Source organism: Mycobacterium lepromatosis (genome assembly GCF_000975265.2).
Lineage (GTDB): Bacteria > Actinomycetota > Actinomycetes > Mycobacteriales > Mycobacteriaceae > Mycobacterium > Mycobacterium lepromatosis.
The window spans coordinates 1,656,000-1,678,067 of the sequence record NZ_CP083405.1; the positions used below are offsets into that span (position 1 = coordinate 1,656,000).

Sequence of the window (22,068 nt, forward strand, 5' to 3'; positions counted from 1 at the left end):
TCAGCGGGCGCGGGCCCGCTTTGTTCCTAATTTGTTGGTAGCGCCATGCTGAATGGCTATCAGAAAGAAGCCGACGCATCACGGCCCAAAGACGACAACAGACCAAGCAGCGAAGGAACGTGGTCAGTGTTCGAAACGCCGTTAACCATAGTCGGTCACATCGTTAACGACCTGCAACGCCGGAAAACAGGTTGTCAGGAGGTGGTCACGTGCCGGGTGGCTAGCAATGCTCGCCGTAGCACCGGTGATCGTGGTCGGTCACGTCTATACCAGCGAGTACGGGAACCGGAACGGCTTACGCCGTTCGTCGTTGGAGATGCAGGCAACCTCGGTCGGTCCGGATTTGTCGCGGGTGACTGTACGCATTGAAAATGCCTGGATACACCGGTCTGCACGTGTATTCGAGTCCCACAGCCTCCGGCGCTGTTACCCGAACTCCCTTACGATCCAGCCGCCAAACCCGGCTGGTGACGCCGCTATTAGGCTCGATGCATTACCCATGTAAACCATGTTGGTTTAGGGGTCAAATTGTGGCTGTGGCCCGATGTCTAGGATGAGTGCGAGTAACTTTGCAGATCAGAGAGGTAATACGGCGGCATGGCTGAGTTCATCTACACGATGAAAAAGGTCCGTAAGACGCACGGCGACAAGGTCATCCTTGACGATGTTACGCTGAGCTTCTTCCCTGGAGCCAAGATAGGTGTCGTCGGCCCGAATGGTGCCGGTAAGTCGAGCGTCTTACGGATCATGGCCGGTATGGACAAGCCGAACAACGGTGACGTGTTCCTGGCTACCGGCGCTAGTGTTGGCATTCTGCAGCAGGAACCGCCGTTGAACGAGGAGAAGACGGTTCGTGGCAATGTGGAAGAGGGCGTGGGCGATATCAAGATCAAGCTTGACCGCTTCAGTGAGGTTGCCGAATTGATGGCCACTGACTCCTCCGGCGAGTTGATGGAAGAGATGGGTCGGCTGCAAGAGGAACTGGACCACGCCGACGCGTGGGACCTCGATTCGCAACTGGAGCGGGCCATGGACGTGCTGCGCTGCCCGCCGCCCGACGAACCGGTGACAAATCTGTCCGGTGGTGAGCGGCGTCGCGTGGCGCTGTGCAAGCTATTGCTGTCCAAACCTGACTTATTGCTGCTCGACGAGCCGACCAACCATCTGGACGCCGAAAGCGTGCAGTGGCTCGAACAGCATCTTGCCGGCTACGCTGGCGCTGTTTTAGCGGTCACCCACGACCGCTACTTCCTGGACAACGTTGCCGAATGGATCCTGGAGCTGGATCGCGGCCGCGCATATCCCTATGAAGGTAACTACTCTACTTACCTTGAGAAAAAGGCTGAGCGACTGACTATACAGGGTCGCAAGGACGCCAAGCTACAGAAGCGATTGACTGACGAGCTGGTCTGGGTGAGGTCCGGGGCTAAAGCACGTCAAGCCAAAAGTAAGGCGCGTTTGCAGCGCTACGAGGAGATGGTTGCCGAAGCTGAAAAGACTCGCAAATTCGATTTCGAAGAAATTCAAATCCCAGTCGGACCACGCCTGGGTAACAGGGTAGTCGAGGTCGAACACCTCGACAAAGGTTACGGCAGACGCACCCTAATTAAGGACTTGTCATTCACCTTGCCCCGTAACGGTATCGTCGGCGTCATCGGCCCCAACGGGGTTGGCAAGACCACACTTTTTAAAATCATCGTGGGGCTCGAGCAGCCGGAAAGCGGTACTGTCAAGGTTGGTGAGACCGTCAAGCTGAGTTACGTGGATCAGACCCGTGCGGGTATCGACCCGCAGAAGAGCGTGTGGGAAGTGGTCTCAGAGGGGTTGGACCACATTCAGGTCGGCCAGAACGAGTTCGCCTCGCGGGCCTATGTTTCGGCGTTCGGCTTCAAGGGCCCCGATCAGCAGAAGCTGGCCGGGGTGCTCTCCGGTGGTGAGCGAAACCGGCTGAATCTGGCGCTGACGCTTAAGCAGGGCGGCAATCTAATCCTGCTAGATGAGCCGACCAACGACCTCGATGTCGAGACCTTGGGTTCGCTGGAGAATGCACTGGTGAATTTCCCAGGTTGTGCGGTGGTGATTTCGCACGATCGCTGGTTTCTCGATCGCACGTGCACGCACATCTTGGCGTGGGAAGGCGACGACGACGAGGCGAAGTGGTTCTGGTTCGAGGGCAACTTTGGTGCCTATGAGGAAAACAAGGTGGAACGGCTCGGTGCTGAAGCCGCACGTCCGCACAGAGTGACTCACCGTAAGTTGATGCGCGACTAATGTCAGCTTCCCCAGCGCTGGTATTCCGGCGCTTCGGAGTGGGTTGGGGGCAAAAGGCATGACTCTCGATCCCGGAGCTACGCATGTTGCCGAGCCGTGGACCACATTCACGCAGGGTGCGGACGTACCCGACTGGATCTCGAAGGCGTACATAGACAGTTATCGCGGCTCGCACGGCGACGTACGCGAGGCCTCGGAAACTAGTCGAATTAATCCTAAAGCCTTGGTGACGCCGGCCATGCTCAGCGCACACTATCGTCTCGGCCAGTGCCGACCGATCGGTAGGAACTGTGTCTGCGTCTATCCGGCAGACGACCCCGCAGGGTTCGGTCCCGCGCTGCAGGTCGTCACCGACCATGGCGGCATGCTGATGGATTCCATTACCGTGCTGCTGCACCGGCTGGGGGTCACTTACACGGCCATGATGACCCCAGTGTTCATGGTGCGTCGCAGCCCGACGGGGGAGTTGCTCGGCGTTGAATCTCAAGCCTCTAGTAAGCCGCATTCCATCGAAGGGGCTTGGCATGGCGAGATTTGGATATACATCCAGCTCTTGCCTGCTGTTGATAGTAAATCCCTAGCCGAGGTTGAACAGCTGTTGCCCCGGGTCCTGGTTGATGTTCAGCGAGTTGCCGCTGACGCAGCAGCGTTGAACGCCACCTTGAGCAGCCTGGCCGCGGACGTCAAAACTAACAAAGAAGGCCGCTTTTCGGCTTCTGACCGCGATGATGTCGCGGCGTTGTTGCGCTGGTTGGGTAACGGGAATTTTCTGCTTGTGGGTTACCAGCGCTGCCGGGTGCATTATGGTTTGGTCTCTGGCGACGGGTCGAGCAGCCTCGGCGTGCTCCGCGCATGCACAGGTTCCCGCCCCCGGCTGACCAACGATGACGAACTGCTCGTCTTAGCGCAAGCCGCCGTCGGCAATTATCTGCGCTACGGCGCGTACCCGTATGCCATCGCGGTCCGCGAATACGACGATGATGGGGAAGGAGGTGTGATTGAGCACTGCTTCGTCGGGCTTTTCATGGTTGCTGCCATGAACGCAGATGTCCTGGAGATCCCGTTGATCTCACGCAGGGTTCGTGCGGCGCTTGCGATGGTCAACAGCGACCCCATTTATCCGGGCCAGCTCTTGCTCGACGTCATCCAGACCGTCCCGCGTTCGGAGCTTTTCATTCTGAGCGCTGAACGGCTTTTAACGATGGCCAAAGAGGTGTTGGATCTAGGATCTGGGCGGCGCGCGTTGTTGTTCCTGCGCGCTGATCGGCTGCAGTACTTCGTCTCCTGTTTGGTTTATGTTCCTCGCGATCGCTACACCACAGGTGTGCGGTTGCAGATCGAGGATATTCTCGTTCGCGAGTTCGATGGTACACAAGTGGAATTTACTGCACGAGTTAGTGAATCACCTTGGGCATTAATGCATTTCATGGTCCTTCTGTCCGAAGGTGCTGCGACCGGCTCGGTCGACGTTTCGGAAGACAACCGGATAAGGATCCAGGCGATGTTGAGTGAAGCTGCAAGGACATGGTCCGATCGGCTAATCGCAGCCGCGGCCTCATTCTCTGAGGGTTCCGTCTCGTACGCTGAAGCCGAGCATTACGCGGCGACCTTCTCAGAGGCCTACAAACAAGCTGTAACTCCGTCCGACGCGATTGACCACATAGCCATCATAAAAGAGTTAGCCGATGATTCAGTTAAGTTGGTGTTCTTCGAGCGGAACGCGGATGGGTTCGCCCAGCTGACTTGGTTCTTGGGTGGGCGCAGTGCCTCGCTGAGCCAGTTGCTCCCCATGTTGCAAAGCATGGGCGTTGTCGTGCTTGAGGAGCGACCGTTTACCGTCGCCCGGACCGACGGCTTGCCGGTATGGATCTATCAGTTCAAGATCTCGCCGCATCCGACAATTCCGCTGGCGTCGACAGAGAACGAGCGGGAGTTTACCGCAAAACGATTCGCCGATGCAGTTACCGCGATCTGGCAGGGCCGTGTCGAGATCGACCGGTTCAACGAGCTAGTGATGCGTGCAAGGCTGACCTGGCAGCAGGTAGTGCTACTGCGTGCCTACGCGAAGTACTTACGACAGGCGGGTTTCAACTATAGTCAGTCCTACATCGAATCGGTGCTCAATGAGCACCCTTCCACCGTTCGATCACTGGTCGCATTGTTCGAAGCGCTATTCGATCCCAGCCCGTTGGGTTCGTCAACGAGCTGGGATGCGCAAACGGCCGCTGCAGCTGTCGCTGCGGATATCGATGCCTTGGTGAGTCTGGATACCGACCGCATTCTTCGTGCTTTTGCATCCCTGGTTCAGGCCACTCTGCGAACCAACTATTTTGTAACACAAAAAAATTCGGCTCGCAGCAAAGATGTACTTGCTCTCAAACTCGATGCACAGCTGATCAACGAGTTGCCGCTGCCGCGGCCCAAGTTCGAGATTTTCGTGTATTCTCCCCGTGTCGAGGGCGTGCACCTGAGGTTCGGTGCGGTGGCGCGTGGTGGACTGCGCTGGTCTGATCGGCGGGATGATTTCCGCACCGAAATTTTGGGTCTGGTTAAGGCACAGGCGGTCAAGAACGCTGTTATCGTGCCGGTCGGTGCCAAGGGCGGGTTCGTGCTCAAGCGGCCGCCGCTGCCCATCGGCGACGCCGCCGCTGACCGCGACGCGACAAGGGCCGAAGGTATCGCCTGCTACCAGTTGTTTATTTCTGGACTACTCGACATTACTGACAACGTCGACCACGCGACCGGAAAAATTAGCGCGCCGCCACAGGTGGTGCGACGTGACGGCGACGACGCTTACTTGGTGGTAGCCGCGGACAAAGGCACTGCCACGTTTTCCGACATCGCCAACGATGTCGCCAAGTCCTACGGGTTCTGGCTGGGCGACGCTTTCGCCTCCGGTGGATCGGTGGGTTATGACCACAAGGCCATGGGCATTACTGCCAGAGGCGCGTGGGAAGCCGTCAAACGACACTTCCGGGAGATGGGAGTGGACCCCCAAAACGAGGACTTCACCGTTGTGGGTATCGGCGACATGAGTGGCGACGTGTTCGGTAACGGTATGCTGCTGAGCAAGCACATCAGGCTGATTGCTGCTTTCGATCATCGGCATGTTTTCCTCGACCCGGACCCCGATGTCGCGGTTTCCTGGGCTGAACGGCAGCGGATGTTTGATCTGCCACGGTCCAGCTGGGACGACTACAACAAGTCGTTGATCAGCGAGGGTGGCGGTGTGTACGGTCGCGAGCAGAAAGCCATCCCGATCAGTCCGCAGGTCCGCACTGCCTTGGGCATCGATGGCCAGGTCACCGAAATGGCCCCACCCAACTTGATCCGGGCGATTCTGCAGGCACCGGTGGATTTGCTGTTCAACGGTGGCATTGGCACCTACATCAAGGCTGAAACTGAGTCCGCTGCCGACGTCGGCGATCGCGCGAACGATCCGGTACGAGTCAACGCAAACCAGGTGCGCGCCAAGGTCATCGGCGAAGGCGGTAACCTCGGGGTTACCGCTTTGGGCCGCGTCGAGTTCGATCTGTCCGGTGGAAGGATTAATACCGACGCGATGGACAACTCTGCCGGCGTGGACTGTTCCGACCATGAGGTTAATATCAAGATCCTGATCGACTCACTGGTCACCGCTGGCAAGGTGAAGGTCGAGGAGCGTAAACGCCTTTTGGAGTCGATGACCGACGATGTCGCACGATTGGTGCTTACCGACAACGAGGACCAGAATGACTTGATCGGCACCAGTCGCGCGGACGCAGCTAGCATGCTTCCAGTGCATGCGATGCAGATCAAATACCTGGTGGACGAACGCGGAGTCAACCGCGAATTGGAAGCGTTGCCATCAGAAAAGGAGATTCAACGGCGGTCCGAGTCCGGTATCGGCCTTACCTCGCCCGAGCTCTCGACGCTAATGGCGCACGTCAAGCTGGCACTTAAAGAGCAGATGTTGGCCACTGAACTGCCGGACCAGGATGTCTTCGCGTCGAGGTTGCCGCAATACTTCCCCAAGCCGCTGCGCGAGCGTTTCACTCCGGAAATCCGCTCCCACCAGCTGCGCCGAGAAATCGTCACCACCATGCTGGTCAACGATTTGGTAGACACCGCCGGCATCAGCTACGCTTTTCGGATTTCCGAGGATATCGGGGTCGGGCCGGTAGATGCGATACGCACCTATGTTGCCACCGATGCCATTTTTGGTGTGGGAGATGTATTACGGAGTATTCGCGAGGCAAATTTGTCGGTCGCGCTGTCGAATCGGATGACGTTGGATACCCGTCGGCTGATTGCCCGCGCTGGACGGTGGCTACTTAACTATCGTCCGCAACCGTTGGCCGTCGGCGCCGAGATCAACCGATTTGCCGCGAAGGTTAAGGCGCTGACGCCGCGGATGTCAGAGTGGTTGCGCGGTGACGACCAGGCCATCGTCGAACAGCAAGCCACAGAATTCGCGTCACAGGGTGCGCCCGAAGACTTGGCCTACCGGGTCGCGGTTGGGCTATATCGTTATAGTTTGTTTGACATCATCGACATCGCCGACATCATCGAGCTCGACCCTGCTGAGGTCGCAGAAACCTATTTCGCCTTGATGGACCGGCTGGGCATCGACGGATTGCTCACGGCGGTGTCCAAGCTACCCCGAAATGACCGCTGGCATTCGTTGGCGTGTTTGGCGATTCGTGATGACATCTATGCTTCCCTGCGATCGTTGTGTTTCGATGTGCTTGCTGTTGGGGAGCCTGACGAAAGCGGTGAAGAGAAGATCGCCGAGTGGGAGCACATTAGCGCTTCCCGGGTGGAACGGGCACGCTGGATGCTTGCCGAGATCTATGCTAGCGGCGAGAAGGATCTCGCGACGTTGTCGGTTGCGGCGCGGCAGATCCGCCGCATGACCCGCACCAGTGGACGTGGGGTGTCAGGGTGAGTGCAGGGTTGGTTGCGGCCGTGCCGGTACGGTGGTCGGGCATCGGCATGTATCATGCACATCAACTACGCGACTATGGTTACGATTCTCAAAGAGGCGTGTGTTTCTTTTCTCACAGGCTTTTGGCGCCGACAGCACTTTAATTGGTTCGCTGATTTCTGATGTCCGGGTCACTTACAAGGTCAGCTGCGACTGACTAATTCGCCATTGTAGGTAACGATATCGGTGTAGCGGTTGCAGATGGTGGATTTCACACTAGGTTATGAAGTGTGGTGGTTCAACGCTGATCCCGAGTTCAAACCTGCTGTTAGCGTGCGAGTCGCAGCTGGCCGCGTATCCCCGTCGACGAGCGGCGGTTAGTGCGGCTCTTGTCGCACCGTCGGGAGTATGCGTGTCTGCAACAGTGGCAGCGATGATCATGTGATGCGGCTTTAACAGGCGGCGGTTATCAAACTTCGGGCACGATCTGTCCGATTGTGGACGTTATGGGTGGCAACCGGTTTCGACATGTTAGCAACGCCTAGTGCCTAGTGGTGGTCGCTAATGTGCGGCCCAGCGATTTGTCAGTCGGCGCAAACGAATGAGCGCACAGCCTGTCTGCGATGGATGCCTAGTGCTATGTTGATCCGGGCCTCCCGATGGATTCAGCTTGGCGAGGTGTGTTGTCTCCGGAATCCGGCTTCGCCAACGTCGATCACATACCGGCCAGCATGATGCTGGACCTGGCGTAGCGTGGCGCGCAGCTTGCTAAGGAGCATAGCAGTTACCGTGGTTCGCCGGTTTCCCTGTTCGGTCAGGAGATCATATCGGGTCAGCTCTGGAGACTGCAGTGTGGGGCTACCTATGCGCTGTGTTCGCTTTGATCGCAATGGTTTTCCGCCGTAGTCATCGGATGCGATCGACGCCATGGCCATCCGGCTCGGGCACTGCGTCAGTGTGCTGAAACCAACCAGGCAGTGGGATCTGGCGGTAATTGGTCACCCGCCAGCGGTGCGTTGGCAAGTATGTGTTCTCCTGCTGGCAGCGCCAGCGTGTGGTCGTTGGCGTTAAATGCGTATACTAGCTTTCCGTCACATCGCCAGAATATCCGCTAATCCCGTGGCGCGGTCAGGCTCTCGATCCTGCTATCATCGCATTCGGCTCACTCCCTGTGTGACTTGAACGTTTGGCGAAAGAACGATAACGCCGAGGCGGCGTCGGTGCGTTGTTTTCGACGGTTAGTGCCACCCAGTCCGTAGGCATTGGCAACCAGGTGTCAGCAAGACGCGCATAACCCGAATGGGGGAGCGACGCCCGACAAGGGAATTGGAACCCAACATCGGGCACAGCCACGGTCGATATGTTCTGAGCGTTCCCACGTCGGGTCCTGCCGAGTCGCGTCAAGCAGGTCCATGTCGGGGCACCCCAGCTTCTGGTCATTGTAGATGAACACCGCGCTTGGTAAAGTAAGCATCGCCATCGCGATGGTCCGCCCCTGGAGTAGTCCTTTACTTTATCACCGCCCCCATAGTAGGTGACTTCTGACTTCCCGACCTACGTCATTGATGGCCAGTGTCCAGGTTTGGATCGCGTTTTCGATCGACGTGGCCGTCTGTGAGTTTTGCACTGCGTCGTGAATGGTGGCAGCGTCGAAGTCGACCTGTGCCAGGGGAAATTGAAGTTGAGATGTAGTTCGTCGGACCGCAGAATTCGGCTCCCGGGCATTGTTGGTGATCTATTACCTCGCTAATGATTGCCATGCCGGGATAATCGTGGACGACCGTGCGGATATTGCGGTGAATCGCGTACACACTTGGGTGGTTGAAGCGGGAGTCGTCGTAGGTATGGTGCAAAACCCCCTGGTCTCGTTTACCTGTGCATCCGGCAGGCCGGATGGCTTGGCCATCCCGTGCGCCACATCGATGCGGAAGCCGTCCACGCCGTGTTCCAGTCAGAAGCGCAGCGTTTTCTCGACGTCGTCGAAGACATCCCGGGTGGTCCTAGTTCAAATCGGGCTGCTCTGTGTCGAAGAGGTGCAGATACCACTGGCCGGGAGTGCCGCCCGGTTCGTCCACCCGCGTCCAGGACGGCCCGCCGAACAACGGGTCGATGTCACGCGGATCGGCGACGTCGTAGTTACGGTCGGCTATCGGCGAAGCGGTGAGGGTGGATCCAAATCGCTTTGATACCGAGCAATTCCAGGTTCCCCTTCCGGGTTGTGAAACCGTCCAGGCTGCCCACCTCGTCGCCGTTGCTGGCAATGAACGACCGCGGGTAGATCTGATAGAGCACCGTGGCTGACCACCACGGTTGGGTCTCGTGGTGTAACATCAAAACGTGGAATTCACGAGGGAGTGTGCGGCCATCTCCAAGTAGTCGAGAAACTCCCGTCGGTGCTCGTTGTCGAGGGTATGCGAGTCGATGGAGGCGACGGCGGTGTACATGCACCTCAGCCAGGCGTCACGCTCGATGGCAGTGATCCGGAAGGGAGCGTGACGCATACGCAACCGCGGATGACCGCGTTGGCTGGAGTATGTTCGCGGACCACCCCAGTATTGCTCGAGGAACATGCGCAATCGTTCTTCGGCGCCGGCCAAGTCGTCTGCGGGATACAGCTCGCGCAGTATCTCATCTTCGGGCACCTGCGCATAAAAGCGTGACACAATCGCTTTGAAGGTCTCGGCCCCGCCGATAGCGTCGTAGAAAGATTGCTGCACCTGATCCATCTCTTACATTGTGGTGTATAGCCTGAGTGACACCTGGAGGCGGGCTTGAGCCGATAGGTGGTTCTTGGTGTTCACTAGATTGACATGGCATACACCCGGCGATTGGCGTGCGGTCAGCGGCGAATCATGGTGGACTGTTCCGCGGAGGATTTATTATGGTTCAGCGCAAGAATCGCCGCAGCCATCGCAGTTCCGGGGCCGCGGCAAACCTGACCGGGCCTGCTATTCCCTCATCCCTGCACAATGTTGATATCCACCCGCCCCCCTGCTACGAGAGCGGATCGATTTGGCATCGTTGGCGGGTGTTGCTGCTGAACTCTACCTACGAGCCGCTCACCGCATTGCCGACGCGGCGGGCGGTCATCATGGTGATCTGCGGCAAGGCCGACGTCGTGCACGTGGATCCGGCCGGGCCAGTCGTCCATTCGGCGACCAGGTCGATAACGGTGCCGTCGGTGATCCGCCTGCGGTCCTATGTTCGGGTTCCGTATCGAGCCCGTGTTCCGATGACCCGCGCTGCGCTGATGCATCGCGACCGCTTGTGTTGTGCCTATTGCGGGGCCAAGGCCGACACCGTCGACCACGTGGTGCCACGCAGCCGAGGTGGTGACCACTCCTGGGAGAACTGTGTTGCGTGTTGTTCGACATGTAATCACCGTAAGGGCGACAAGCTGCTCACCGAACTTGGCTGGGTACTGCTCCGGACGCCGGTGCCGCCGACGGGTCAACACTGGCGGTTACTGTCGACTGTCAAAGAACTGGATCCGGCGTGGGCTCGATACCTTGGTGGGGGTGCAGCTTAGGCTGGATTTCTCGGCTCCGCAGTGACCCGCCTCGGCCCTGTCGCGTGCGTGCAGCTATAAGCCCTTAAACGCGTTGAGTTTTACATTCACCCCGCTGGCCCAATCTATGCCCGAGGTAGCCAGCGGCTTCCGCAATTAAGTAACCACCGCTCGGACCCACATTGCTGCCGGGCTGGGTCTAAAACTTGCGTTCATGTGCGCTGGTCGCGCTAGCGGTAGGATAGGTTTGCGTCGTGAGCATGCTGCAAATCCACCTTTGTTTCGTCGGTATCCCGTTGTTGCTGGTGGTCATGTTGGCAGTGTTGATCCTGTCTCGTAAAGGGCCCGATCCCGCGATCTATAGATTGGGCGAGCGGTGGACGCATCCGCCCATCCTATGGGCTGCCATCGACGAAGTTGTCAGCGACGGGCACGGAGGCCATAGAGCATCAGAGTGCACAGTCGGAGGTGGAGCCAGTGGTACGTGGTGATGTTGCAACTGAGCTGCCCAAGGGGTGGGCGATCACCACCAGCGGACGGGTCTCCGGTGTTACTGAGCCCGGGGACCGGTCGGTGCACTACCCGTTTCCAATCAAAGACCTCGTCGCCTTGGACGACGCGCTAACATATGGCTCTCGGGCTTCTCATACACGGTTCGCTGTTTACCTCGGCGACCTGGGCAATGATACCGCAGCACTGGCTCGCGAGATCCTGGCCCAGGTGCCGACGCCGGACAACGCGGTGTTGGTCGCCGTTTCACCGAACCAGTGCGCCATCGAGGTGGTTTACGGTTCGCAGGTCCGGGGTCGTGGCGCCGAGTCGGCGGCATCACTGGCTGTTGTCGCGGCTTCTTCGGCTTTCGAGCAAGGGCACCTGATCTATGGGCTGATCAGCGCGATCCGCGTGCTCAGTGCGGGGATTTCCCGACCCTAGGGTGTTGTTGGTTTTGGTGTGGTTGAGGGGTTTGGTGGGCTATGCGGCGAGGATCGATTAGTGTACTCGTTGACGAGTGCTGGAGCTGGGCTTCATCAGCACGCGGCTAGCCATGCCGACGGTTGCGTGCTGGTGCTTGTTCAGTTCAGGGGCCGTGCAGATGTGTGCGAGACGTTGCTGTGCGTGTTGTAGAGCTGGACTACGTCCGGCAAGGTGATCGTGATTTGGTCCCAGCAATCCGAGGAGACAGTGGCTTCAGCGAACGCTAGTTCGGTCCCATCCGTATGCTGGGGAGAGTTGGGTAACGCCGATCTGCCGCGTGGGTCATCTTGGGTAATCTTGCTGGTCGTGTACCTCAAGAGTCTGACGTTGAAGGGCTTTAAGTCCTTCGCGTCGCCGACGACTCTACGTTTTGAGCCGGGCATTACCGCCGTCGTTGGACCTAACGGCTCCGGTAAGTCCAACGTCGTCGATGCTCTGGCCTGGGTGATGGGGGAGCAGGGAGCCAAGACGCTGCGTGGGAGTAAGATGGAAGATGTCATTTTCGCCGGCACGTCATCGCGCGCTCCGTTGGGTCGCGCCGAAGTCACCGTGATCATCGACAACTCCGACGACGCGCTGCCGGTCGAGTACTCCGAGGTGTCGATCACGCGGAGGATGTTTCGCGACGGTGCCAGTGAATACGAAATCAATGGCAGCAGTTGCCGTTTGATGGATGTCCAGGAGTTGCTGAGCGACTCCGGTATTGGCCGCGAGATGCATGTGATTGTCGGGCAGGGCAAGCTTGATGAGATCCTGCGGTCAAGGCCCGAGGACCGTCGGGCCTTCATCGAAGAAGCTGCGGGCGTACTCAAACATCGTCGGCGCAAGGAAAAAGCGTTGCGAAAGCTCGATGCCATGTCGGTGAATATGGCCCGGCTCACCGATTTGACCACCGAACTACGACGTCAGCTCAAGCCGTTGGGCCGTCAAGCCGAAGTGGCCCGACGGGCCGCGACTATTCAGGCCGATCTACGTGACGCTCGGTTGCGACTGGCTGCAGACGATTTGGTGAGTCGACAAGGGCAGCGAGACATGATCGTCGAGGCTGAGACGATTATGCGTCGTGATCATGATGAGGCGGCTGCTCGGCTGGCGGTGGCGTCCGAAGAGCTGGCGGCGCATGAAACCGCGCTGACCGAGCTTTCGGGACGGGCTGAGTCGGTCCAGCAGACCTGGTTCGGGCTGTCCACCCTGCTCGAGCGGGTAAGTGCAACGATTCGGATCGCCGGTGAACGCGCCTATCATCTTGATGTCGAGCCGGCGACACCAAGTGACACCGACCCCGACGCGTTAGAGGCTGAGGCCCAGCAGGTGGAGGTCGCCGAGCAGCAGCTGCTGGTGGAGCTGGCCGCAGCACGTACTCGGTTGGAGGCCGCCCGTGCCGAATTAGCCGACCGCGATCGCCGCGCCTTTGAGGCCGACAAGGCGCATCTGGAGGCGGTCCGCGCGGAGGCGGACCGGCGCGAGGGTTTAGCGCGGTTGACCGGCCAGATGGAGACTATGCAAGCGCGTATCGAATCGATCGATGACAGCGTCGCGCAGTTGTCCGAGCGCATAGAGGAGGCTACTGCGCGCGCCCAGCAGACTCGCGCAGAGTTTGAAACCGTGCAGAGCCGCGTCGGTGAACTGGATCAGGGCGAGGTTCGCCTTGACGAGCAACATGAACGGGCCGTGGCAGCATTGCGGTTCGCCAACGAACGCGTGGCTGAACTGCAGTCCGCCGAGCGAGACGCCGAACGCCAGGTGGCTTCGCTGCGAGCTCGTATCGACGCGCTGGCGGTGGGACTCGAGCGTAAGGACGGCGCGGCTTGGCTGGCGAGCAATCATAGTAATGACACCGGGCTCTTAGGTCCGATCGCCAAGTTGGTGAAGGTGCGCCCCGGCTACGAGGCAGCGCTGGCTGCAGTGCTCGGGCCAGCGGCGGACGCGCTGGCCGCCGATAGTTTGGACGCGGCCCGTAGCGCACTCACCGCACTCAAGGAAGCCGACGCAGGCCGCGCGGCCCTCGTCTTGGGTGACTGGCCGGCGGATGCGGGACCGGCCTGCGTTGCTGGGCTGCCCTATGGTGCTCAACGAGCGCTCGATTTGATTGAGGCACCGCCGCGGTTGCAAGGTGCGTTGATCGCTATGCTTTATGGTGTCGCGGTGGTCAAGGATCTCGCCGAAGCGTTGGGCGTGATCGCTATCTGCCCGCAGGTTCGGGTGGTCACCGTTGACGGCGATCTGGTGGGAGCTGGCTGGGTGAGCGGCGGTTCTGGCCGCAAGCTGTCGACACTGGAGGTTACTTCGGAGATCGATAAGGCTGGTGCTGATCTAGCCGCCGCCGAGACACACGTGGCGCAACTGAGTGCCGCGTTGTCCGGCGCACTGTCCGAGCAGGTTGCTTGTTCCGATGCCGTTGAGCAGGCATTGGCCGCACTCAACGAATCCGACACCGCAATATTGTCGATGTACGACCAGCTAGGGCGGCTCGGCCAGGAGGTTGGCACGGCAGAAGCAGAATGGGAAAAGCTGCTCGCTCAGCGCGAGGAATTAGAAGCCGGGCGTGTTTCGATTCTCGAAGAGGTCGTCGAACTTGAAACCCGGCTGCGCAACGTCGAGCAGACCCAGCATGTGCATGCTCTCGATGAGGATTTTGCAGTGGCCCGGCAGCTGGTTGTCGCCGCGGCCGAGGAGGCTCGTGGCGTTGAAGTGGAAGCCCGACTTGCGGTTCGGACTGCCGAAGAACGCGCCAATGCGGTGCGCGGGCGGGCGGATTCATTGCGTCGTGCGGCCGTTGCCGAGCGCGAAGTGCGGTTGCGGGCTCAGCAAGCGCACGCCGCACGAATACACGCGGCTGCGGTAGCTGCTGCGGTTACCGACTGCGGCCAGCTGCTGGCGTCCCGGTTGACCCGGGTCGTCGACCTGGCGGCGCGACACCGCGATGCACTGGCCACCGAGCGTCAGCAGCGATCGGTTGCAATAGCGGCGGTGCGCGACGAGGCAAACACTCTGAGGGTTCGGGTGGCCACTCTTACCGATTCGCTGCACCGCGACGAGCTGGCCAATGCTCAGGCGGCGCTGCGTATTGAGCAGCTCGAGCAGCTGGTGCTGGAGCAGTTCGGAATAGCGCCGGTAGATTTGATCGCCGAGTACGGTCCGCAGGTTGCGCTACTGCCGACCGCGCTCGAGATAGCTGAATTCGAACAGGCTCGGGAGCGTGGTGAACAGGTGACAGCGCCTGCTCCGATGCCGTACGACCGCGCTACCCAGGAGCGTCGGGCCAAACGTGCGGAACGTGAGCTGGCTGAGCTGGGCAGGGTCAATCCGCTGGCGCTGGAGGAGTTCGCTGCCCTAGAGGAACGCTATAACTTCTTGTCTACCCAACTTGAGGATGTTAAGGGTGCCCGCAAGGATTTGCTCGACGTCGTCGCTGAAGTCGATGCCCGCATCCTGCAGTTGTTCAGCGACGCCTTTGTGGATGTGGAGCGTGAATTCCGCGGTGTCTTTACCTTGCTGTTCCCCGGTGGCGAGGGCCGGTTACGGCTGACCGATCCGGATGACATGCTAACCACCGGCATAGAGGTAGAAGCACGTCCGCCAGGCAAGAAGGTCAGCCGGCTGTCGTTGCTGTCCGGTGGTGAGAAGTCGTTGACTGCGGTGGCTATGTTGGTGGCGATTTTTAAGGCTCGCCCGTCGCCGTTCTACATCATGGACGAGGTGGAGGCTGCGCTCGACGATGTCAATCTGCGCCGCTTAATTGCTTTGTTCGAGCAACTGCGCGGCCAGTCGCAGCTGATCATCATTACTCACCAGAAACCGACGATGGAAGTCGCTGACGCACTGTACGGCGTCACCATGCAGGACGATGGTATCACTGCGGTGATCTCCCAGCGTATGCGCGGTCAGCAGTTGGAGTCGCTAGTAACCAGTTCCTCCTAACGCTGCGACGTTAGGGGGTATCTACAGTGGTGAGGGGGCAAGCTGGGTAGTTCAGTTTTAGCCCGGTCAGCCCGCGCTGTCCGCCGGGTGTCACCCCCTGAAACAATGGCAACGTGTCTGAAGGTTTGTGGATCGTCATCGCGGCCGCCGCCGTCCTGGTTGTCATCGCAACCTTGATTCTAGGCTTGGTGCGTTACCATCGGCGGCGGATCAGCTGGACCCTTTCCTCGCTGGGCTCTGGTCCAAGCGTAAGCGGCCGTTCCGGCGTCTACGCCACGTCGTCGGATATCACATTCAGCCAAACCGCACTGCCCGCTCAGCCTGCGGACCGGATTGACACCGGCGGACTGCCGGCGGTGGGCGATGACGCGACTGTGCCTCGTGACGCGCCGCAACACACGATCTCGGACGTATTGCTTCCCGAACCTGATCTCATCAAGTCACCTGACGCACCGGAGGCGGCGCAGCCTCCAGCGGTCTCGCACATTGATATTGTTGCGCCACCCGAAGGCCGATTGTATCGGCTGCGTGGGCGACTCGCCAGGACACAGAATGCGTTCGGACGCAGCATACTCGGCTTGATCGTCGGCGGCGACCTGGATGAGGACTCTTGGCAGGAGCTCGAGGACACCCTGTTGGTCGCCGATCTGGGCCCCGTTGCCACTGAATCGGTGATGTTTGCGCTGCGCAGCCGGCTGCTTAATAGCAACGTGCGTACTGAGGCTGAAGCTCGTGCCGTACTGCGTGACGTATTGATCAGTGAGCTGCAACCCGATATGGACCGCTCGATTCGAGCTCTACCGCACGCTGACCATCCGGCAGTGCTGCTGATCGTCGGTGTCAACGGCACCGGCAAGACCACCACCGTCGGCAAGTTGGCGCGGGTCTTGGTAGCTGACGGCCGGCGCGTTGTCCTCGGCGCGGCGGACACTTTCCGGGCCGCGGCCGCCGACCAACTGCAAACCTGGGCTTCCCGAGTGGGCGCAGAGCTGGTGCGTGGTGTCGAAGGTGCCGACCCAGCATCGGTGGCGTTCGACGCCGTTGACAAGGGCATCGGCGCGGGCGCTGATGTTGTGGTCATCGACACCGCCGGGCGGTTGCATACCAAGGTGGGGCTGATGGACGAGCTCCACAAAATCAAGCGTGTGGTGACCCGGCGCGCGGCAGTCGACGAGGTGTTACTGGTACTCGACGCTACTATTGGGCAGAATGGGCTGACGCAAGTCCGAGTCTTCGCCGAGGTTGTCGACATCACTGGTGTCGTGTTGACCAAGCTAGATGGAACGGCCAAGGGCGGCATTGTTTTCCGTGTACAACGCGAGTTTGGGGTGCCATTGAAGTTGGTTGGGCTGGGTGAAGGGCCCGACGACTTGGCGCCATTCGAACCCGCCGTTTTCGTCGACGCCCTGCTGAAGTGAAACTCCTCAGCCGCAGGCGGCGTTAATTCTCGACGTTAATCCCGTCGCAACATGGTGGCCTCATCGCCGCAACAACCATTGCGCATGGTTCTGGATCAAGTTGTTAGGTAGGGAATGACGGACGCTTGGGGAGTCAACGCTAATGAAGGTGCTAGCGAGGTGGGCTAATTCCTTGCCCTGGGGCAGTCCAATATCGGTGACACCGCCTGGAATGTTGAAGAATGCCGCGTTTTGTACTGTTGGTGACTCCAGGTTTAGCGTTTTTATGGTGATATGGTGCGTTCCAGGGGATGCTCAACATGATCATGATGAGCCCCAAAGCGCGGATGGGTGTGGTGATCGTGCTGTGGGTGCTTTACGGCTACTCGCTCGCTTTTGGCAATGATGTCGGAAACTTCACCGGCAACCCGACCTAATACTGGGGCCTGAAGGGTCTCATCGGTGTCAATGCCGCTGCGGCTGATCCGAGCCACACAGACCGCGGTGGCGAATATACCGTTGGTTGGTACCATGCCGTCCACCGTATTTGTGGCATTTCATCTTGTGTTCGCGATCATCATGGTCACGCTGATCTAGGGGCTGTGGCCGACTGAATGCGGTTCGGTGCCTGGAATTTGTTCCTTGGACCATGGGGCCGTTCGTCTACTTCCCGATCGCCACAGCAGCAGTGATATTTGCCAAGTGCATCCGCGGCGGCAAGGCAACCACGTTGGGCTAGGCCTCGAGAATTGTCGTCGAACTAGGCTATCATCACGCTATCCTGCGCGTCGGTCAACGTGCTGGGTGCATCGGTAGCCGGTGTGGTGTGTGCACTGGCATGTGGGCTGAAGTTCCGGCTCGGCTTTGATGATTCCCTCGACAGGGTCAGGGTGCAAATGGTTGGTGGTCTGGCAGGCACGTTGTTGGTGGTTTTGCTAGCCGCCCCGGAGCCGCCCGGCACGTAAGGGCATGGTGGAGGTATCGAATGGGGTTGTTCTATGGTGGCGGCTTCGCCCAGCTGGAACAGCAGTCGATCGGCGCCTTCAGCGTTCTGCTCTACTGTGGTGTTTTTACCCGTATATTGGCGTTGATCCAAAAATTCACCATCGCGTTGCGGCTAGGCGCTGACGAAGAAGTTGCCGGTATTGACGAAGCTGAGTACGCCGAGTCCGGTTGCGTTTTCGCGGTAGTCAGCGGGTCGGTTCTGGCCTCCCTGTATCAACGTGGAGGACACCTGTAACGGTCAGGAGCAGCTGTTAGGCGACCGAGTGGCGGCACAGAGGAAAGAAAGTTGATTACCGCGATCGTTAGGCCGTTTACGTTCGACGACGTCAAGGCAAGTCTCGCAAAGGTGGGGGGTCTTGGCGGATTACGGTCAGCGCAGTAGAAAGGCTGTGGGCGGCAGAAGGGCCACACCGGGGTCGACCGGGGTGCCGAATACTCGGTCGATTTCGTGCCGACGGTTCGAATCGAGGTTGTCATCGACGATTCCATATCCGCGAAGGTGGTGGACAGCATCGTCCTGGCAGCGTGTTGGCAAGATTGGTGACGGCAAAGTCTGAGTAATCGCGGTAGCGACCGTCGTCCGGGGTTTCTGTATCAGCTTTCTTAGCGGGCGATTTGGCTGCTGAGTGCCCAATAGTTGCTGTCCGACGGGAATCGTCAACTACGACGCAGCGCAGCTGCGCCACGCGTGGCTGGATTTGCACGCGTCCTGGCTGATTGCCAAGTTGGCCGAGATCGGAATCACCGATACTAGTGGTTTCGCGATCGTGGGGAATTGGCGGACTGGGCCGCCGCGAGTTGCTACTCTATTCCGATCTGGACCTAATGCTGTTGCACGACAGTATGTCTGCTGACATGCTGTAGCGGGTCGCCGATCAGCTGTGGTATCTGTTGTGGAACGTTGATTTTCGGCTTGACTACCAATGCCGCCGATATGCAAACTCCGTGGTCGCGTGAGGCATTAGATGATCTTTTGGTAGTGTTAAGCGCTGGCCTTATCGTCGTCGCGACAATCGAAGTGTTCGAATGCGCCGGGCTATGGGACCGGTTGTTGTCGGAATGGGTGCAATCCACGACCTCCCGTCCCGCGACGTCGTACACGCGTGGGTGGTGGACTGTTAACCTCGTTGAGACCACTTTCCAAGCAGCACTGATGTCTAACCAGGTGGCGCGACTCGATCTGCTTGAGCTTGGCGCGCTGCTGCATGACATAGGCAAGGGCCGGGGCACTGGTCATGATCATAGTGTGATCGGCAGGGAACTGATCAAAAAGATTGGCTGCCGGTTGGGAACCTCGCCTGTAGACGTCAAGATGCTCGCCACGCTGATTACTGTTTCCCATCGCGGCCACTCGAGGTGATCTGAACGATCCTAGAACGTATTGGAGACGCTAAGTGGGTTATCTGCTATTACTTGAGGTGCTGCACGCGCTGAAGGAGGCGGATTCTAAGGCCACCGACTCCAAGGTGTGGACTGCACTGGACGGTGTCCCTGATCAGGGGTTTGGTCAATCGCTGCCGGATGGTGATGGTGGGTAAGAGGGTTGCCGCAGGCGGATCCGACTGCGCTACACAATCTTGCACTTTCGGCCGGCCACAGGTTCCACGTGGAGATTAGGTTGGGTGGCTGCGCAGATGGTTGCCTCGGATGCGCGGGGATTGGCGTCGAAGGCTGGCGTTGAATTCGCCGCGAGTTTATTCGGCTTCGGTCAACAGCCGCCAAAGCGCCGCGGTCACCGAATTCGTGGTGTCACCGCCTTTTCGGTTCCTCGGCCGCAGCCGAACTACCATGCTTGCAGTTCTTCGGCGCCTTTGCCCGGCATGAACGGCATCGACGTGTCCTCGATATGTGTGGAGAAGCGGGATTGCAAGGCCGCTAGCTCGTCGTCCTCTAGGGTGGAGGAGATGCTGGCGGGGGTGCCCGTTACGCGTTCGTTCGCCCCGCCAAGCATCCTGTGGCTTGACAATGCTGCCCAAGGCCAGCCGATTCTCAAGGTCCGTGCCATGGACTAGGGTGGGTCTGCTCGCGTTGCTCACCCGGGCATTGAAGCGAGCCGGAGCAGACATCGTCTGGGCGAAGGTCAACATGTTCGGCTCGACCGCGGCTGATGTATTTTGTGTGGTGCTGTCGGTCGAGCCGACCGGGGGGTGGCGATGCAGCACTGCGAGCGGTGGTCGAACAGCACCTGCGCAGGGCGCCCCGGTCGACGAGCGGTGAGCTAAATCCGTGCTCGAGACAGTTCGGCATTGAGCTGCCGTACCGCATCGATGCGTGCTTTAAGTTGATCGCGGGTAGCAGCGGCGATCGGCGGTCCTCCGCAGCGTCGTCGGAGTTCGTTGTGGATCCAGCCGTGCGGCTTGCCGGTGTGGTGATGGGCTATTGAGACTAGCGAGTTGAGTTCGCGGCGCAGCTCGCGGAGTTGGCCATGCACAGACGCCGGCCCCCCGAAGGTTCCATCCGGTGTTGACGATGCTTGTTGTGCAGCGCTCCGCTTTTGGAGCTGCTCGTTTTGGCGGCGGTGCAGCAGCGCTCGCATCTGGTCGGCATCCAGCAACCCTGGGATACCGAGGTAATAGGCTTCTTCCTCGCTTCCGGCAGGGGTGACGGTGTCGAACGATGATCCATCAAAAATGACCTGATCCAGTTCGGCGTCGGCTCCTAGTGCGGTGAAATGCTTCTCGGTGTCGTCTTGCTCGGTTCGTGTCCTCGTGGCGGGATCACCCCTGAGGGGATCGTCGATTGATTCGCGGTGCGGTTTGCCCAGCACATGGTTGCGCTGGGCCTCCAACTCACTGGCCAGCTGCAGCAGATTAGGCACCGACGGGACGAATATGCTTGCGGTTTCTCCCGGCCGACGAGACCGCACGAACCGGCCGATAGCCTGTGCGAAGAACAACGGCGTCGAGGCACTGGTGGCATAGATCCCCACCGATAGCCGAGGTATGTCGACGCCCTCAGAGACCATCCGGACTGCGATTAGCCACTGACTGGTGTTTTCGGCGAATTCGGTTATGCGGGAAGAGGATCCCGGGTCGTCGGACAACACCAACGTCGGCGTTTCTGAGGTCATTTGCGCCAGCAGGTCGGCGTACGCGTGGGCTGCGGTCTGATCGGATGCAATGATCATGCCACCGGCGTCGGGTATATGCGTACGAAGCTGCCGCAGTCGCTGATCGGCCGCGGAGATGACCGCCGGTATCCATTCCCCGGAGGGGTCCAACGCGGTCCGCCACGCCCGCGCGGCCTGTTCCGCAGACAGCGGCTCGCCTAGTCGAGCCGCGTGCTCTTCACCCGCACTATCTCGCCAGCGCGCCTGCCCGGAATAGGCAAGGAACACCACCGGCCGGACTACACCGTCGGCAAGGCCTTCGGCGTAACCATAGGTGTGGTCTGCCTGTGAATGCATAAGCCCGTCCGCGTCGGGTGCATAGGTGACGAACGGAATTGGATTGTCGTCGCTGCGAAATGGCGTGCCCGTCAGCGCAAGTCGGCGCGTCGCGTCGCTGAAGGCTTCTCGGATAGCGTCGCCCCAAGCTTTGGTGTCACCGCCATGGTGGATCTCATCAAATATCACTAAGGTTTTGCGGCCTTCGGTGCGCACCCGGTGCAGTGTCGGATGTGCGGCGACTTGGGCGTAGGTCATCGTCACGCCGTGATACTCCGGCGAGGTTTGCGGGTTGGTGTTGGAGAATTTCGGGTCCAGGGCCAGACCGTGGGTTGCCGCGGCCTGGGCCCACTGGGTCTTGAGGTGCTCGGTGGGAACGACGACGTTAACCTGCTCGACGGTGTGACTGCTCAGCAGCTCGGCCATCACCCGTAGAGCGAACGTTGTTTTCCCAGATCCAGGCGTGGCAACGGCTAGGAAGTCGCGCGGTTGGCTGGCAAAGTACTTCACCATTGCGCGACGTTGCCAACCTCGCAATGATCGGCTTCCTTCGGCAGTGGCTGGGCTGACCCGTTGCTTCAACATAGTTCCCCCCGTAGCTGCTTGGCCGCGTGTTGCGGTTCTCCGATTGGGCCGTTTCTCATGTTTGCAGTACGGGCCACCGCATTATGCTGCATTAGTTCTGTTACAACAGAACGTA

General features: G+C 59.5%; 13 protein-coding genes and 7 pseudogenes. 17 read left to right on the plus strand and 3 right to left on the minus strand.

The genetic code is table 11. The features are described from left to right. Positions 1–126: 126 nt before the first annotated feature. From MLPF_RS17425 to MLPF_RS07920, 5 genes and pseudogenes are all read left to right on the plus strand, one after another. Positions 127–557: pseudogene (locus tag MLPF_RS17425) on the plus strand (single stranded DNA-binding domain-containing protein). Positions 558–597: 40 nt separating this feature from the next. Beyond that, on the plus strand, positions 598–2,271 hold the full coding sequence (gene ettA, locus MLPF_RS07910; RefSeq protein ID WP_045843007.1) for an energy-dependent translational throttle protein EttA: 1,674 nt from the start codon (positions 598–600) through the stop codon (positions 2,269–2,271). A 58-nt stretch (positions 2,272–2,329) separates the two neighbouring features. Beyond that, positions 2,330–7,198, plus strand: a complete 4,869-nt coding sequence (locus tag MLPF_RS07915; RefSeq protein WP_045843008.1) for an NAD-glutamate dehydrogenase — start codon at positions 2,330–2,332, stop codon at positions 7,196–7,198. Beyond that, positions 7,195–7,614 (plus strand): annotated as a pseudogene (locus tag MLPF_RS17430) (acyl-CoA thioesterase family protein). Before MLPF_RS07915 ends, MLPF_RS17430 begins: the two are co-directional and overlap by 4 nt. Positions 7,615–7,636: 22 nt before the next feature. Beyond that, positions 7,637–8,053: pseudogene (locus MLPF_RS07920) on the plus strand (DUF8010 domain-containing protein); the annotation flags it as partial. Between the two features lie 76 nt (positions 8,054–8,129). On the opposite strand, the pseudogene MLPF_RS07925 reads toward MLPF_RS07920, so the two are convergent. Further along, positions 8,130–9,508, minus strand: a pseudogene (locus MLPF_RS07925) (alpha-amylase family glycosyl hydrolase). After that, a complete protein-coding gene (glbO, locus tag MLPF_RS07930; protein ID WP_156147074.1) occupies positions 9,508–9,894 on the minus strand; it encodes a group 2 truncated hemoglobin GlbO in 387 nt (128 codons plus the stop codon). The pseudogene MLPF_RS07925 and the gene glbO overlap by 1 nt, the downstream one beginning before the upstream one ends. A gap of 164 nt (positions 9,895–10,058) precedes the next feature. Here glbO and MLPF_RS07935 point away from each other — a divergent pair, with 164 nt between their 5' ends. The 12 genes and pseudogenes from MLPF_RS07935 (at position 10,059) to MLPF_RS17455 (ending at position 20,200) form a co-directional block, all read left to right on the plus strand. Then, a complete protein-coding gene (locus MLPF_RS07935) occupies positions 10,059–10,706 on the plus strand; it encodes an HNH endonuclease (RefSeq protein ID WP_045843012.1) in 648 nt (215 codons plus the stop codon). 242 nt (positions 10,707–10,948) lie between these two features. Further along, the gene (gene ctaJ, locus MLPF_RS07940; RefSeq protein ID WP_045843016.1) at positions 10,949–11,176 is read left to right on the plus strand and encodes an aa3-type cytochrome oxidase subunit CtaJ; all 228 of its coding nucleotides are present in this window, start codon (positions 10,949–10,951) and stop codon (positions 11,174–11,176) included. Beyond that, positions 11,163–11,618, plus strand: a complete 456-nt coding sequence (locus MLPF_RS07945; protein ID WP_045843013.1) for a DUF5130 domain-containing protein — start codon at positions 11,163–11,165, stop codon at positions 11,616–11,618. Before ctaJ ends, MLPF_RS07945 begins: the two co-directional genes overlap by 14 nt. 348 nt (positions 11,619–11,966) lie before the next feature. Continuing rightward, entirely contained in the window at positions 11,967–15,581 is a 3,615-nt protein-coding gene (gene smc / locus MLPF_RS07950) for a chromosome segregation protein SMC (protein WP_045843279.1), read from the plus strand. Between the two features lie 113 nt (positions 15,582–15,694). Continuing rightward, on the plus strand, positions 15,695–16,999 hold the full coding sequence (gene ftsY / locus MLPF_RS07955; protein WP_045843275.1) for a signal recognition particle-docking protein FtsY: 1,305 nt from the start codon (positions 15,695–15,697) through the stop codon (positions 16,997–16,999). Positions 17,000–17,176: 177 nt separating this feature from the next. Continuing rightward, positions 17,177–18,273, plus strand: a pseudogene (locus tag MLPF_RS15780) (ammonium transporter). After that, positions 18,270–18,537: pseudogene (locus MLPF_RS07970) on the plus strand (P-II family nitrogen regulator); the annotation flags it as partial. The pseudogenes MLPF_RS15780 and MLPF_RS07970, both read left to right, overlap by 4 nt. 83 nt (positions 18,538–18,620) lie before the next feature. Continuing rightward, a pseudogene (locus MLPF_RS17435) lies at positions 18,621–18,931 on the plus strand ([protein-PII] uridylyltransferase); the annotation flags it as partial. A gap of 205 nt (positions 18,932–19,136) precedes the next feature. Further along, positions 19,137–19,343 carry an HD domain-containing protein gene (locus MLPF_RS17440; RefSeq protein WP_427901954.1) on the plus strand — a complete coding sequence of 69 codons (207 nt, stop codon included), beginning with the start codon at positions 19,137–19,139 and terminating at the stop codon, positions 19,341–19,343. Positions 19,344–19,377: 34 nt separating this feature from the next. Then, positions 19,378–19,521, plus strand: coding sequence for a hypothetical protein (locus tag MLPF_RS17445; RefSeq protein ID WP_427901932.1), 144 nt, complete (start codon positions 19,378–19,380; stop codon positions 19,519–19,521). Positions 19,522–19,605: 84 nt separating this feature from the next. Continuing rightward, on the plus strand, positions 19,606–19,995 hold the full coding sequence (locus MLPF_RS17450; protein ID WP_050039187.1) for a hypothetical protein: 390 nt from the start codon (positions 19,606–19,608) through the stop codon (positions 19,993–19,995). A gap of 1 nt (position 19,996) precedes the next feature. Continuing rightward, positions 19,997–20,200, plus strand: coding sequence for a hypothetical protein (locus MLPF_RS17455; protein WP_050039186.1), 204 nt, complete (start codon positions 19,997–19,999; stop codon positions 20,198–20,200). Position 20,201: 1 nt separating this feature from the next. On the opposite strand, the gene MLPF_RS07980 is transcribed toward MLPF_RS17455, so the two are convergent. After that, on the minus strand, positions 20,202–21,953 hold the full coding sequence (locus MLPF_RS07980; RefSeq protein WP_045843273.1) for a DEAD/DEAH box helicase: 1,752 nt from the start codon (positions 21,951–21,953) through the stop codon (positions 20,202–20,204). Between the last annotated feature and the right edge of the window lie 115 nt (positions 21,954–22,068).